The organism is Bacillus sp. FSL K6-0268 (assembly GCF_038005425.1).
Lineage (GTDB): Bacteria > Bacillota > Bacilli > Bacillales > Bacillaceae_G > Bacillus_A > Bacillus_A thuringiensis_S.
This window is the reverse complement of the sequence record NZ_JBBOTF010000001.1, coordinates 2,716,036-2,727,500: the sequence shown is the minus strand read 5'-3', so window position 1 is coordinate 2,727,500 and position 11,465 is coordinate 2,716,036. Positions and strand designations below refer to the sequence as shown.

Sequence of the window (11,465 nt, the reverse complement as noted above, 5' to 3'; positions counted from 1 at the left end):
TCCACATCGACGGGGAGGTTTGGCACCTCGATGTCGGCTCATCGCATCCTGGGGCTGTAGTCGGTCCCAAGGGTTGGGCTGTTCGCCCATTAAAGCGGTACGCGAGCTGGGTTCAGAACGTCGTGAGACAGTTCGGTCCCTATCCGTCGTGGGCGTAGGAAATTTGAGAGGAGCTGTCCTTAGTACGAGAGGACCGGGATGGACGCACCGCTGGTGTACCAGTTGTTCTGCCAAGGGCATAGCTGGGTAGCTATGTGCGGAAGGGATAAGTGCTGAAAGCATCTAAGCATGAAGCCCCCCTCAAGATGAGATTTCCCATAGCGTAAGCTAGTAAGATCCCTGAAAGATGATCAGGTTGATAGGTTCGAGGTGGAAGCATGGTGACATGTGGAGCTGACGAATACTAATAGATCGAGGACTTAACCATATAATATGAAGCAATGTTATCTAGTTTTGAAAGAATATAAAAACTTGTTGACTTTCAAAAGTAAATAAGTTAAAATGATTCTTGTCTTAAATGAATACAGTCTGGTAATGATGGCAGAGAGGTCACACCCGTTCCCATACCGAACACGGAAGTTAAGCTCTCTAGCGCCGATGGTAGTTGGGACCTTGTCCCTGTGAGAGTAGGACGTTGCCAGGCAAAATGGAGGATTAGCTCAGCTGGGAGAGCACCTGCCTTACAAGCAGGGGGTCGGCGGTTCGATCCCGTCATCCTCCACCATATATGTCGGAGGGGTAGCGAAGTGGCTAAACGCGGCGGACTGTAAATCCGCTCCTTCGGGTTCGGCAGTTCGAATCTGCCCCCCTCCACCATTCTTAATTATTGGGCTATAGCCAAGCGGTAAGGCAACGGACTTTGACTCCGTCATGCGCTGGTTCGAATCCAGCTAGCCCAGCCATTAAGAGCCATTAGCTCAGTTGGTAGAGCATCTGACTTTTAATCAGAGGGTCGAAGGTTCGAATCCTTCATGGCTCACCATTTTTAATAAAACATGCGGGTGTGGCGGAATTGGCAGACGCACTAGACTTAGGATCTAGCGCCTTTGGCGTGGGGGTTCGACTCCCTTCACCCGCACTTTTAATAAAATAACTCATACATGTCTTGCGGAAGTAGTTCAGTGGTAGAATACAACCTTGCCAAGGTTGGGGTCGCGGGTTCGAATCCCGTCTTCCGCTCCAATTTTCAATATGACATGCCGGGGTGGCGGAACAGGCAGACGCACAGGACTTAAAATCCTGCGGTGGGTGACCACCGTGCGGGTTCGACCCCCGCCCTCGGCACCATATGCGCCCGTAGCTCAATTGGATAGAGCGTTTGACTACGGATCAAGAGGTTAGGGGTTCGACTCCTCTCGGGCGCGCTTTTATTAACGGGAAGTGGCTCAGCTTGGTAGAGCACCTGGTTTGGGACCAGGGGGTCGCAGGTTCAAATCCTGTCTTCCCGATATTCCAAAAAACATGGGGCCTTAGCTCAGCTGGGAGAGCGCCTGCCTTGCACGCAGGAGGTCAGCGGTTCGATCCCGCTAGGCTCCACTTTATTTAATATATGTCTCGGAGGTATACCCAAGTTCGGCTGAAGGGATCGGTCTTGAAAACCGACAGGCGGTGAGAATCGCGCGGGGGTTCGAATCCCTCTACCTCCTCCATTTTCTTTTAAATGGTTTAGACATATAATAATAAAATATTTATTTTTCCTTCATGGAGGTATACCCAAGTTCGGCTGAAGGGATCGGTCTTGAAAACCGACAGGCGGCGAGAGTCGCGCGGGGGTTCGAATCCCTCTACCTCCTCCATTTTTTAAATTTAATATTGTCGCGGGGTGGAGCAGTACGGTAGCTCGTCGGGCTCATAACCCGAAGGTCGCAGGTTCAAATCCTGTCCCCGCAACCAAATGGTCCCGTGGTGTAGTGGTTAACATGCCTGCCTGTCACGCAGGAGATCGCCGGTTCGACCCCGGTCGGGACCGCCATTTATGTTGGCTCGGTAGCTCAGTCGGTAGAGCAGAGGACTGAAAATCCTCGTGTCGGCGGTTCGATTCCGTCCCGAGCCACCATTTTTTTTATGCCGGCTTAGCTCAATTGGTAGAGCAACTGACTTGTAATCAGTAGGTTGGGGGTTCAAGTCCTCTAGCCGGCATCATTTAGGGGCATAGTTTAAAGGTAGAACTGAGGTCTCCAAAACCTCCAGTGTGGGTTCGATTCCTACTGCCCCTGTAAGTATATGGGCCTATAGCTCAGCTGGTTAGAGCGCACGCCTGATAAGCGTGAGGTCGATGGTTCGAGTCCATTTAGGCCCACCATATATTATTCCGCAGTAGCTCAGTGGTAGAGCTATCGGCTGTTAACCGATCGGTCGTAGGTTCGAGTCCTACCTGCGGAGCCATGGCCCGTTGGTCAAGTGGTTAAGACACCGCCCTTTCACGGCGGTAACACGGGTTCGAATCCCGTACGGGTCATACAAAAAAGAGTCAGCATTATGAACTGACCCCAAAAAGTTAGACAAAGAAGTTAAGCGACTGATTGGATGTGAGTCCGGTATTGTACTGGACTCATTCCATTTAACTTCACTTTAATTCTTTTGTGATTATAATAATGAATATAATTCTCTAATTCTATCTTAAAATGCTCCATACTTTCAAAATCTTTAAGATAGAATAATTCAGATTTTAATAAGCCAAAGAAGTTTTCTATGACTGCATTGTCCAAACAGTTTCCCTTACGGGACATACTTTGGATAACCTTATGTTTTTTTAGTGATTGTTGATATATCTTCATCTGATAATGCCATCCTTGATCTGAATGAAGAATAGGAGTTTCTCCATCATTTAAGCGTGTAAAGGCTTTATTAAGCATTTTTGATACAAGTGAATACACAGGTTTATTTTCTATATTGTAAGCTATAATCTCCCCGTTATATAAGTCTAAAACAGGAGATAAATATAGTTTTTTACCATGGAGATGAAATTCAGTGACATCTGTTACCCACTTTTCATTAGGCTTAGATGCATTAAATTCACGCTTCAAAATATTCTTTGCGAATTTCCCTACTTCTCCCTTATATGAACGGTATTTTTTTATACGAACCATGCATTTTAATCCAATAATATTCATTAAACGACGAACTGTTTTATGGTTTAATATATATCCACGGTTACGTAATTCTAATGTGATACGACGATAACCGTATCTACCATAATTCTCTTCAAAAATCTCTTGGATTAATTCTTTAATGTTCTTATATTTATCTGGACGTTCCATTTGTTTAATCCAGTAATAGTACGTACTGCGGGCAATACCAGCGATTTTCACAAGATCGATGATTTTGTATTCGTGCCTTAATTCATAAATTACCTGTGCTCTGTCTTGATCTATGATTTGTTCTTTTTCTGAACTAAGGCATTTAACTTTTTTAAATAATCATTTTCCATACGTAAAAGTTCATTTTCTGCTTGTAGTGCTTCTATAGACCCCTCAACTAGCACTGTATCTTTTTTGGGTTGCACCTTAACCTTCTTATTTTTCATAGCTGGACGTCCCTTCCGCTTTGAACGTAGGGCATCCACACCATTTGAATCATAAGCTACTTTCCATCTACGAATTATTTCAGGAGAGGAAATATTAAAAATTGCCGCTGTTTCTCTAATAGATGTCCCTTGCGTATCCATATATTTAAGCACATCTAGTTTATACTGAAGCGAATAAGTTGTATAGCGTTTTTCAAAAGCTTTTTCTCCAAATGCCTCATATTGTTTGATCCACTGATAAATTACACTAGAATGAATCCCTAGAGATTTAGCAAGCCTTTTTCCACCATCTATTCCATTAAAATATTGTTTTACTATCTGTATCTTTTCTTTAGGAGAAAACTTTCCCATAAAAAAATACACCTCCAATTGTTAATTGTGTCTAACAATTGGGGTGCACATCATTATGCTGGCTCTTTTTTATTTTGTTAATCCTTTTTATAATGTTACTTTCCAGAAATAAATAAAGGAATTTTGGAAAAGCTATGGTATGTATAAAAAGGAGGAAATAAATAATGACACAAGTTAGAGACTTAATGAGTACCCATATTGTACATTGTACACCACTAGACAATGTATATGAGGCAGCTGTAAAAATGAAGGAAGAATCGGTTGGATTAATTCCTGTTGTTGAAAATGAGCAAGTTGTTGGGCTTGTTACTGATCGAGATTTAGTTGTTCGAGGGATTGCTGAAAAACATCCTGGATCTAATAAAATTACAAATGTAATGACAACAAATATTATCTCAGTTTCTCCAAATGATTCTATTGAAAAGGCTACAGAGCTAATGGCACAGTATCAAATTAGACGGTTACCAGTAGTTGATAGTGGTCAGCTTATTGGCATGTTAGCACTAGGAGATTTAGCTATAAGGGAATCGGCAGATGATCAAGCTGGATTTGCCTTGAGCGAAATCTCAGAGCATACAGAATAAATTGAAATTTTAATTAACCGAGATTTTAATGGTCACTCATAAAGAGCTAAATTATATATAAAGTTCAGATGCATTATTCTAGTATATATGGATTAAACTAATATATTAGCGTGATGTATCTGAGGCATTATATAATAAGTATATGGTGAATAATTTCGACAGTTTTTTAAAATTTGTTATTCTTAATTTTTAATAAGAGAAAAGATGATATACTGATAGATATAAGTATTATGAGAGATTTTGAATATAACAATATTAATTTTTAATGGTTCGATATTAAATTAATATTTCCTACATAGATGAAAAGGGAAGGGGAATTATATGAAGGCTGTACAGGGCGATCCAAATTGGAATTTGGTTACAGATACATATATAGAACCAAATAATTTCGCTGAATTATTTTCTTTGCTTGTACCTTGTCACCCAAAAGGTGAGGGGAAAGAACGAACTATATTAGTATGGAAAGAGAAAGAATTTTATAAAGAAGAAAATTTAGCGGCATTTATCGTATATGGCATGAATAAAGTAAAGAATTTACCGCAGTTTCATAAAGATGAAATTCCAACTTTAGTGCGTATTCTTCGCTTATGCCAAGAGATTGGTTGGTATGAAGAGGCAAATGCTTTTATGATAGCGCAAGGATTAGCTGAGTTTGTTCATACTTCATTGGAATATGAAACATGGGATCTTTTGACGCAATCAGTTGCTTTAAACTATTTAATTATTAAATATCGTATAGGTGAACTGACAGATAGGGATATTGAAATTTGGGATAGAGTTAAATTTAATGAGAAATGTATAACCGATTGTAAACATTTATTATCTCATAAAGAAGTATTGGAGTTTACATTCTTTTATATGTGCAAGAGAGCGAAATCATTATCAAAAGAGCAATTAAATAGTGATATGATGAGTTTAGCAATGTATTGTAATACTTTCGTATATGATTTATATACACATGATTTATTACGTAAATATCGTAAGTGTACAGATTTCCTATCATATTATGGACCTAGTCAGGCAGTTTTAGCATGTCAAAGAGCTGTATTATCTCAAATTTCCGATCGCTTAGACCCGTTAAAGACAACTCATGTAGATGATTATTTATATGTGATGAAAGAAATGATGGAGCATATGACGCTAGGAGTAATGGATCGATACGGTCATTTTATTGGAAAGCTACTATCTTATGTGCCATTTTTCGAAATGATACAAGTTCCACAGCATGCATATTATTGTGAAGAATTACTGTATATTTGTAAGGGCATTGAATATAAAGAAGAAACACTACGCAATTATATATTTATACAATTACATGATTGTTTACCATCATTCTTTAGGCTATTTCTTAAAAATAAGCGTTACGCAACGATTCATGATATTCTTTTCTATTGGTGCGATGACGAACAACGAATGAGCTTAGAGAAAAAATATAATCTGAGCTTTATTTATGAAAAATATGCTTGTGGATAAACAATATTTTCGATATGAAAAATTAATATAAATTAAAAAGGATCTCCAGTTTATGTGAGATCCTTTTTTGTTAGTAAAACAAGGAGAAAGTGATTAAGACAAGAAACAACATTCCATATAGGAGAAGTTGTGCAGTATAACTTCCTTGTATACCAAAAAAAGTATTGGCTTTCTTATACAAATTCAATATGTATTTTATTGGAGTATCTTTGAAAGATTGGTACACAGTGTCTCCTCTTTCTAAGCTTCTTGTTCTTGTTTTTGGTTATAAGGGACATTAATATATCTAGCTACAAATAATAAAACAGCCATAAAGAATATTGGAAATACAGTAGATAAATAAAAGCCATTACTAATTATATTTGTTATGAGAGCACTCAAAAGAAATATAGCGTTATAAATATGGGCAATTTTTTGTTTTAGTTGCACTTGAAATGATTCCATCATAATTTCTAATGCAACAAAAGCAATAATAATAGATAAAAATACAATGTTTGTATTGTAAATGATTAAACAACAGATTAAACCTAAAAAGGCTACGTATTCAATTATAAGAGGTATATTGCGTGGCATACAACTTACCTAACTAAATATGGCAGTGGATTTACTGCATTTGTTTTTTCAAAATTCCATTCTCCATTATGTAATTCAAAATGAAGATGTTGCCCGTATGAATGACCTGTGTTTCCCATATGACCTACTAATTGTCCAGTTTGTACTTGATCACCAGCTTGTACAGTGCGATCCTTCATATGAGCATAAACAGTTGTATATAATTTCCCATTGATTTGATGCGCAATGAAAACAACATTGCCATAGCTAGCTGAATAATAAGATTTCACAACTTTACCTGCAGCAGCAGCTTGGATAGAGACGTTCCCTGGAGCGGCAATATCTATACCATAATGCATTTGTTCCCAGCGTATATCAAAGGTTGAGCTAATTCTTCCTTGAGCAGGGAATTTGAAAGCAGCTGGAATAGATGAAGGCTGATCTGTTTTGGCTTGTGGTTGATTTTGTACTACATAGTGTTTTGCTACATATCCGTATCCTGTGCCAAAACGAATTTTATACCAAGTTCCTGCAGTTTCTACTACTTGTACTTGTGTACCTTTTTGTAATGAACCGAGTAGAGCGCTACTTGTACTAGTGTTGCTACGTACATTCAGATTAGGTGTTGCAACAGTATATTTTGTATTATTTTGAACGGTGATTCCTTTTACTAAGGGCTGTGAACCATTAGAGATGAATGCTTTTTGTACGTAACCTGTTTGGCCATTATGTGATATTTTATACCATTCGCCTTGATCTTCTTGAACGGTAATGAACTTGCCATTTGGTAATACATCTAAAATGGAAGATTCTAAATTAGGTTCGGAGCGAACGTTCAATGCATTAGCATTGACGATGTATTGATCATTAGATCGAAGTTTGTTTTTTAGTAAAATAGCATCTTTTTGTACATAACCTACTTTATTATGAACAGATACTTTATACCAACCATTAGTTATTTCAAGGATGTTCACTTTTGTATTAAAGCGAATTGTATCAATTGATGTGCTTTTTACGCTATCTTCTGTATGTAATGCTACTTGATCGACTTTGACATACCCAGTTTTAATATTAGATAATTGTTCAGCGTTTGCTTTTTGTACATTTGTTTCACCCATAGAAGGAAGTAAAGAAGCAATCGCTACAGTAGTTGCTGTTAAAGCAGTAGCTTTCATATTCATATAATAGAGACCTCCTCTAGTTGTATAGTTGTAATTTTATTATAGTATAAAGATATAATATAGTGGGTGTATTCACATAAATGTAATATGAAATCAATATAAAAATAAATTTTTTGAGGATAATGATTCCTTATTATCCAATTAATTAGGATAATAATTTCTAAGATAGAATATAAGTATTATATAGTTTTGTTATTTTGTTGACAATTGAGAAAATTAAAACAGTTGATGATGTCTTATTACGATGTTATACTGACAGTGATAATTTCATAGTTTGCTAGGAGAGCTGGTGTTGCCAGCTGAGAGTAGGCCGTAAGCCTTTGATCCTTTTCATTACCTGATCTAGATTATGCTAGCGTAGGGAAGCAATTCGGACACTAATAATAAGTCCCCGTTTCTTTGCGTATAGAAACGGGGCTTTTTTGTTTAAAAATTTCATATTGAAACCACTAGGGGTGCTTGTTGTGCTGAGAGAGGAATAATCCTTAACCCTTACAGACCTGATCTAGGTAATACTAGCGAAGGGAAGTGGAGCAACGAATAAATTATAATTTTATTTGCTGTAACCACTTCTTATTTAGAAGTGGTTTTTTATTTAAATACACATACCGGAAGGGGATAGCGAAATGAAATTTTGCGATAGATTATTAGAAACTGTACAACCAGTTTGGGAGATGAGTCATAATCATCCGTTTGTAGTAGGTATGGGGGATGGCACGTTAGAAAAAGATAAGTTTCAGTATTACATTATTCAAGATTATTTATATTTGTTAGATTATGCAAAGCTATATGCGATTGGTGTTGTAAAAGCAACAAATCCACAAGTAATGGGGAAATTTGCTGAACAAATTGATGGCATATTAAATGGAGAAATGACAATCCATAAACAATATGCAAAAAGACTGGGAATTTCTATAGAGGAGATAGAGTCTGCAAAGCCATCTGCTAAAAATTTGGCTTATACAAATTACATGATGTCTGTATCTCAAAATGGCACACTTGCGGAATTAATAGCAGCACTTCTTCCATGTATGTGGAGCTACTGGGAAATTGGAAAGCGTTTAAATGATATTTCTGGAGCAAGAGATCATGAGTTCTTTGGTGAGTGGATTCAAGGATATAGTTCTGAAGAATACGGTAACCTTTGTATTTGGTTAATCGATTTATTAAATGAAATGGCAGTTGGAAAGTCTGAAAAAGAGCTAGATCAATTAGAGGAGATTTTCCTATATTCCAGTCGATTTGAATATTTATTCTGGGATATGTCCTATCGTAAGGAGATGTGGGGATTTGAGGAGCAAGAACATACTACAGTTTCATAATGTTTCTTTTCATTATGATGAGAAACCAATCATCAATGAATTAAATGCTTCTATACAAGATAAAGAGTTTGTAAGTATTATCGGACCGAGTGGATGCGGGAAAAGTACTCTATTTCGCCTTATTACAGGTTTAGAAGAAGTAAGTACTGGGCAGATAGAGCTGACAGAAACGAAGAGCCATCCTGTAGGGTATATGCCCCAAAAAGATATGCTCCTGCCGTGGCGAACGATTATTGAGAATGCTGCTCTGCCGCTAGAGTGTCAAGGTGTACAGAAGAAAGAAGCACAAATAAAGGCCAAGGAACTGCTACATAAATTTGGCTTACAAGGGTATGAGACAAAATATCCGAAAGATTTATCTGGTGGTATGAGACAACGCGTATCTTTTATTCGGACTTTATTAACAGGTGGGGAGGTATTGTTGTTAGATGAACCGTTTAGCGCGTTGGACGCTTTAACGAAGGCATCTTTGCAAGAATGGCTGTTTGAACAATGGAAAGAGTGGGAAAAAACAATTTTATTTATCACTCATGATGTGGAAGAAGCGTTGTTTCTTTCTAATCGAATTTTAGTAGTAGAGCAGCAACCGATAACTACTTTAACCGAGAGGGTTGTACCGCTTGATTGTAATCGAACAAGAAAAGATTTATATAAACCTGAAGTGTTAGCGCTTAAAGATGAGCTTCTTAGTATGTTACAAAGGCAGGTACTCGTATGATGAACCGGTTGAAGGAGCTATTACCTGCCCTTACACTTTCTAGTATTTTACTTGCCTTTTGGGAAGTAGGCGCAAGGATCGTAGATGAAATGTACATTTTACCGTCACCGTCTGCGATTGTAATGAAGATATGGAAACTAAAAGATATATTATTTACGGTTCATTTGCCGGCAACATTATATGTCGTTTTAATAGGTGTGGCAATTTCTATCGTACTTGGGGTAGGGCTAGCGATGTTAATGAACGCGAGTAATTGGATGGAGAGAGCATTTTATCCATTATTAGTCGCTTCACAAACGATTCCTATTACAGCGCTTGCTCCGCTCTTCGTTTTATGGTTTGGATATACGATTTGGAGTAAAGTCGTTGTTACGGTTTTAATTACGTTTTTCCCGATTGCGGTCAATACGTATGATGGACTACGCAGTACGAAAAAAGAATGGGAAGAGCTTTTAGTTACATACGGGGCAACGAAAAAAGATGTTTTTCTTAAATTAAAATTGCCGTCTGCTCTTCCTTATTTTTTCTCAGCTTTAAAAATCGCAGTTCCGCTTAGTGTTATCGGAGCAGCAATTGGCGAATGGCTCGGTGCGCAAGCTGGGTTAGGATATTTCAGTAAAAGAATGATGACACAGTTAGACGGAGCAGGTGTATTTGCACCCATTGTATTGTTATCATTACTAGCTATTTTCTTCGTCATCCTTATTTCGATATTAGAAAAGAAATTCATTAGTTGGAGGAAGCATTCATGAAATTATTAAAACGCATCTTTGTGTTTACATTATTAGTTGCAATGATTGCTGGATGTTCTAGTAATTCAGCATCAGATAAGAGTAAAAAAGAAAAAGAAATAACGGTCATGCTTGATTGGTACCCAAATGCGGTACATAGCTTTATTTATGCAGCAATTGAAAAAGGCTATTTTAAAGAAGAAGGAGTAAAGGTGAATATTAAATTCCCTTCTAATCCGACTGATCCATTAACTTTAGCAGCTGCAGGAAAAGTAACGGTTGGCTTATATTATCAACCAGATGTTGTTATGGCAAAAGCAAACGAACAAATTCCAGTGAAATCAATTGGAGCTGTCGTACGTTCCCCATTAAATCATGTTGTATCACTGAAGTCAGCAGGCATTCAATCGCCAAAAGATTTAGAGGGGAAAACAGTTGGATATTCTGGAACACCTTTAAGTGAGATGTATTTAAAAACGATGGTAAAAGAAGCTGGTGGTAATCCAGATACAGTGAAAGTAGTCGATGTTGGCTTTGATTTAGTACCAGCATTAATTACGAAAAAAGTGGATGCGGTAACAGGGGCATACATTAACCATGAAGTACCTGTTATGCGTCATGAAGGTCATGAACCAGCGTACTTTAATCCAGCAGATTATGGTGTACCGAATTATCATGAGCTTGTATTTGTAACAGGTGATAAAACGTTGAAAAAAGATAAAGAAGCGTTGCAAGCCTTCTTACGTGGTACGAAAAAAGGCTATGATTTCATGAAGAAAAATCCAGATGAAGCATTAAATATTTTATTAAATCATCAAGAAAAAGAAAACTTCCCGCTTGTGCCAGAAGTTGAAAAAGAAAGTATGAAAATTTTATTAGAGAAGATGGAAACGAAAGATGAGCCATTTTTATCAGATTCAAAAGAATCATGGGAAAAACAAAATAAATGGCTGAAAGACAAAGGAATGACGAAAGAAACCGTCCCAGCCGATGAACTATTCGAAAATATTTTAAAGTAGGCGAATGA

General features: G+C 37.6%; 9 protein-coding genes, 20 tRNA genes, 2 rRNA genes and 2 riboswitches (1 of these 33 running past the window's edge). Of the genes, 28 read left to right on the top strand and 3 right to left on the bottom strand.

The window, feature by feature from the left end:
• From MHI28_RS14190 to MHI28_RS14085, 22 genes are all read left to right on the top strand, one after another.
• Positions 1 to 427 (top strand): 23S ribosomal RNA (locus MHI28_RS14190) (it extends 2,495 nt beyond the left edge of the window).
• 100 nt (positions 428 to 527) lie between these two features.
• Positions 528 to 643 (top strand): 5S ribosomal RNA (gene rrf / locus MHI28_RS14185).
• A 5-nt stretch (positions 644 to 648) separates the two neighbouring features.
• A tRNA-Val gene (locus MHI28_RS14180) sits at positions 649 to 724 on the top strand.
• Between the two features lie 8 nt (positions 725 to 732).
• Positions 733 to 816: transfer RNA gene (locus MHI28_RS14175), tRNA-Tyr, on the top strand.
• 11 nt (positions 817 to 827) lie between these two features.
• Positions 828 to 902: transfer RNA gene (locus MHI28_RS14170), tRNA-Gln, on the top strand.
• A 4-nt stretch (positions 903 to 906) separates the two neighbouring features.
• Positions 907 to 982 (top strand) — tRNA-Lys (locus tag MHI28_RS14165).
• A gap of 15 nt (positions 983 to 997) precedes the next feature.
• Positions 998 to 1,078: transfer RNA gene (locus tag MHI28_RS14160), tRNA-Leu, on the top strand.
• Between the two features lie 29 nt (positions 1,079 to 1,107).
• A tRNA-Gly gene (locus tag MHI28_RS14155) sits at positions 1,108 to 1,182 on the top strand.
• Positions 1,183 to 1,198: 16 nt separating this feature from the next.
• Positions 1,199 to 1,287 (top strand) — tRNA-Leu (locus tag MHI28_RS14150).
• A gap of 3 nt (positions 1,288 to 1,290) precedes the next feature.
• Positions 1,291 to 1,364, top strand: a tRNA-Arg gene (locus MHI28_RS14145).
• A 10-nt stretch (positions 1,365 to 1,374) separates the two neighbouring features.
• Positions 1,375 to 1,448: transfer RNA gene (locus MHI28_RS14140), tRNA-Pro, on the top strand.
• A gap of 15 nt (positions 1,449 to 1,463) precedes the next feature.
• Positions 1,464 to 1,536, top strand: a tRNA-Ala gene (locus MHI28_RS14135).
• A 20-nt stretch (positions 1,537 to 1,556) separates the two neighbouring features.
• Positions 1,557 to 1,649, top strand: a tRNA-Ser gene (locus tag MHI28_RS14130).
• A gap of 54 nt (positions 1,650 to 1,703) precedes the next feature.
• Positions 1,704 to 1,796: transfer RNA gene (locus tag MHI28_RS14125), tRNA-Ser, on the top strand.
• 20 nt (positions 1,797 to 1,816) lie between these two features.
• Positions 1,817 to 1,893 (top strand) — tRNA-Met (locus tag MHI28_RS14120).
• Between the two features lie 3 nt (positions 1,894 to 1,896).
• Positions 1,897 to 1,972 (top strand) — tRNA-Asp (locus tag MHI28_RS14115).
• An 8-nt stretch (positions 1,973 to 1,980) separates the two neighbouring features.
• Positions 1,981 to 2,056 (top strand) — tRNA-Phe (locus tag MHI28_RS14110).
• A gap of 10 nt (positions 2,057 to 2,066) precedes the next feature.
• Positions 2,067 to 2,139: transfer RNA gene (locus tag MHI28_RS14105), tRNA-Thr, on the top strand.
• A gap of 6 nt (positions 2,140 to 2,145) precedes the next feature.
• A tRNA-Trp gene (locus tag MHI28_RS14100) sits at positions 2,146 to 2,216 on the top strand.
• Positions 2,217 to 2,225: 9 nt separating this feature from the next.
• A tRNA-Ile gene (locus tag MHI28_RS14095) sits at positions 2,226 to 2,302 on the top strand.
• An 8-nt stretch (positions 2,303 to 2,310) separates the two neighbouring features.
• Positions 2,311 to 2,385 (top strand) — tRNA-Asn (locus MHI28_RS14090).
• A 1-nt stretch (position 2,386) separates the two neighbouring features.
• A tRNA-Glu gene (locus MHI28_RS14085) sits at positions 2,387 to 2,458 on the top strand.
• Between the two features lie 52 nt (positions 2,459 to 2,510).
• On the opposite strand, the gene MHI28_RS14080 is transcribed toward MHI28_RS14085, so the two are convergent.
• Positions 2,511 to 3,877, bottom strand: a protein-coding gene (locus tag MHI28_RS14080) for an IS3 family transposase (protein WP_327947199.1) whose coding sequence is annotated in 2 segments (ribosomal slippage) — positions 2,511 to 3,415 and positions 3,415 to 3,877 — 1,368 coding nt in all. Because the reading frame shifts where the segments join, the coding sequence is not laid out codon by codon here.
• A gap of 164 nt (positions 3,878 to 4,041) precedes the next feature.
• On the opposite strand from MHI28_RS14080, the gene MHI28_RS14075 reads away from it, so the two are divergent.
• Together MHI28_RS14075 and MHI28_RS14070 are read left to right on the top strand one after the other, a co-directional pair.
• Positions 4,042 to 4,461 carry a CBS domain-containing protein gene (locus MHI28_RS14075; RefSeq protein ID WP_000195542.1) on the top strand — a complete coding sequence of 140 codons (420 nt, stop codon included), beginning with the start codon at positions 4,042 to 4,044 and terminating at the stop codon, positions 4,459 to 4,461.
• Between the two features lie 321 nt (positions 4,462 to 4,782).
• Complete coding sequence (locus tag MHI28_RS14070; protein WP_000648916.1) at positions 4,783 to 5,934, top strand: DUF3965 domain-containing protein; 1,152 nt, start codon at positions 4,783 to 4,785, stop codon at positions 5,932 to 5,934.
• Positions 5,935 to 6,174: 240 nt separating this feature from the next.
• Here the strand turns inward: MHI28_RS14070 and MHI28_RS14065 are convergent, their stop codons facing one another.
• Both MHI28_RS14065 and MHI28_RS14060 read right to left on the bottom strand, forming a co-directional pair.
• The gene (locus MHI28_RS14065) at positions 6,175 to 6,507 is read right to left on the bottom strand and encodes a hypothetical protein (protein ID WP_001137820.1); all 333 of its coding nucleotides are present in this window, start codon (positions 6,505 to 6,507) and stop codon (positions 6,175 to 6,177) included.
• 5 nt (positions 6,508 to 6,512) lie between these two features.
• Positions 6,513 to 7,667: an SH3 domain-containing protein gene (locus tag MHI28_RS14060; protein ID WP_001056038.1), complete on the bottom strand. Its 1,155-nt coding sequence runs from the start codon at positions 7,665 to 7,667 to the stop codon at positions 6,513 to 6,515.
• Positions 7,668 to 7,936: 269 nt separating this feature from the next.
• Positions 7,937 to 8,048, top strand: a riboswitch (TPP riboswitch).
• 60 nt (positions 8,049 to 8,108) lie between these two features.
• Positions 8,109 to 8,211: riboswitch (TPP riboswitch) on the top strand.
• Positions 8,212 to 8,293: 82 nt separating this feature from the next.
• On the opposite strand from MHI28_RS14060, the gene tenA reads away from it, so the two are divergent.
• The 4 genes from tenA to MHI28_RS14040 are packed head-to-tail and all read left to right on the top strand — an operon-like array spanning position 8,294 to position 11,457.
• On the top strand, positions 8,294 to 8,989 hold the full coding sequence (gene tenA, locus MHI28_RS14055; RefSeq protein WP_000666835.1) for a thiaminase II: 696 nt from the start codon (positions 8,294 to 8,296) through the stop codon (positions 8,987 to 8,989).
• Complete coding sequence (locus tag MHI28_RS14050) at positions 8,958 to 9,707, top strand: ABC transporter ATP-binding protein (RefSeq protein ID WP_001256821.1); 750 nt, start codon at positions 8,958 to 8,960, stop codon at positions 9,705 to 9,707. The genes tenA and MHI28_RS14050 overlap by 32 nt, the downstream gene beginning before the upstream one ends.
• A complete protein-coding gene (locus tag MHI28_RS14045; RefSeq protein WP_002162925.1) occupies positions 9,707 to 10,459 on the top strand; it encodes an ABC transporter permease in 753 nt (250 codons plus the stop codon). The genes MHI28_RS14050 and MHI28_RS14045 overlap by 1 nt, the downstream gene beginning before the upstream one ends.
• Positions 10,456 to 11,457 carry an ABC transporter substrate-binding protein gene (locus MHI28_RS14040; protein ID WP_000771336.1) on the top strand — a complete coding sequence of 334 codons (1,002 nt, stop codon included), beginning with the start codon at positions 10,456 to 10,458 and terminating at the stop codon, positions 11,455 to 11,457. Before MHI28_RS14045 ends, MHI28_RS14040 begins: the two co-directional genes overlap by 4 nt.
• The last annotated feature ends 8 nt before the right edge of the window (positions 11,458 to 11,465 follow it).

Coding starts and splice junctions, on each gene's coding strand:
- MHI28_RS14075 (WP_000195542.1), top strand. CDS start 4,042: ATGACACAAGTTAGAGACTTAATGAGTACCCATATTGTACATTGTACA.
- MHI28_RS14070 (WP_000648916.1), top strand. CDS start 4,783: ATGAAGGCTGTACAGGGCGATCCAAATTGGAATTTGGTTACAGATACA.
- MHI28_RS14065 (WP_001137820.1), bottom strand. CDS start 6,507: ATGCCACGCAATATACCTCTTATAATTGAATACGTAGCCTTTTTAGGT.
- MHI28_RS14060 (WP_001056038.1), bottom strand. CDS start 7,667: ATGAATATGAAAGCTACTGCTTTAACAGCAACTACTGTAGCGATTGCT.
- tenA (WP_000666835.1), top strand. CDS start 8,294: ATGAAATTTTGCGATAGATTATTAGAAACTGTACAACCAGTTTGGGAG.
- MHI28_RS14045 (WP_002162925.1), top strand. CDS start 9,707: ATGAACCGGTTGAAGGAGCTATTACCTGCCCTTACACTTTCTAGTATT.
- MHI28_RS14040 (WP_000771336.1), top strand. CDS start 10,456: ATGAAATTATTAAAACGCATCTTTGTGTTTACATTATTAGTTGCAATG.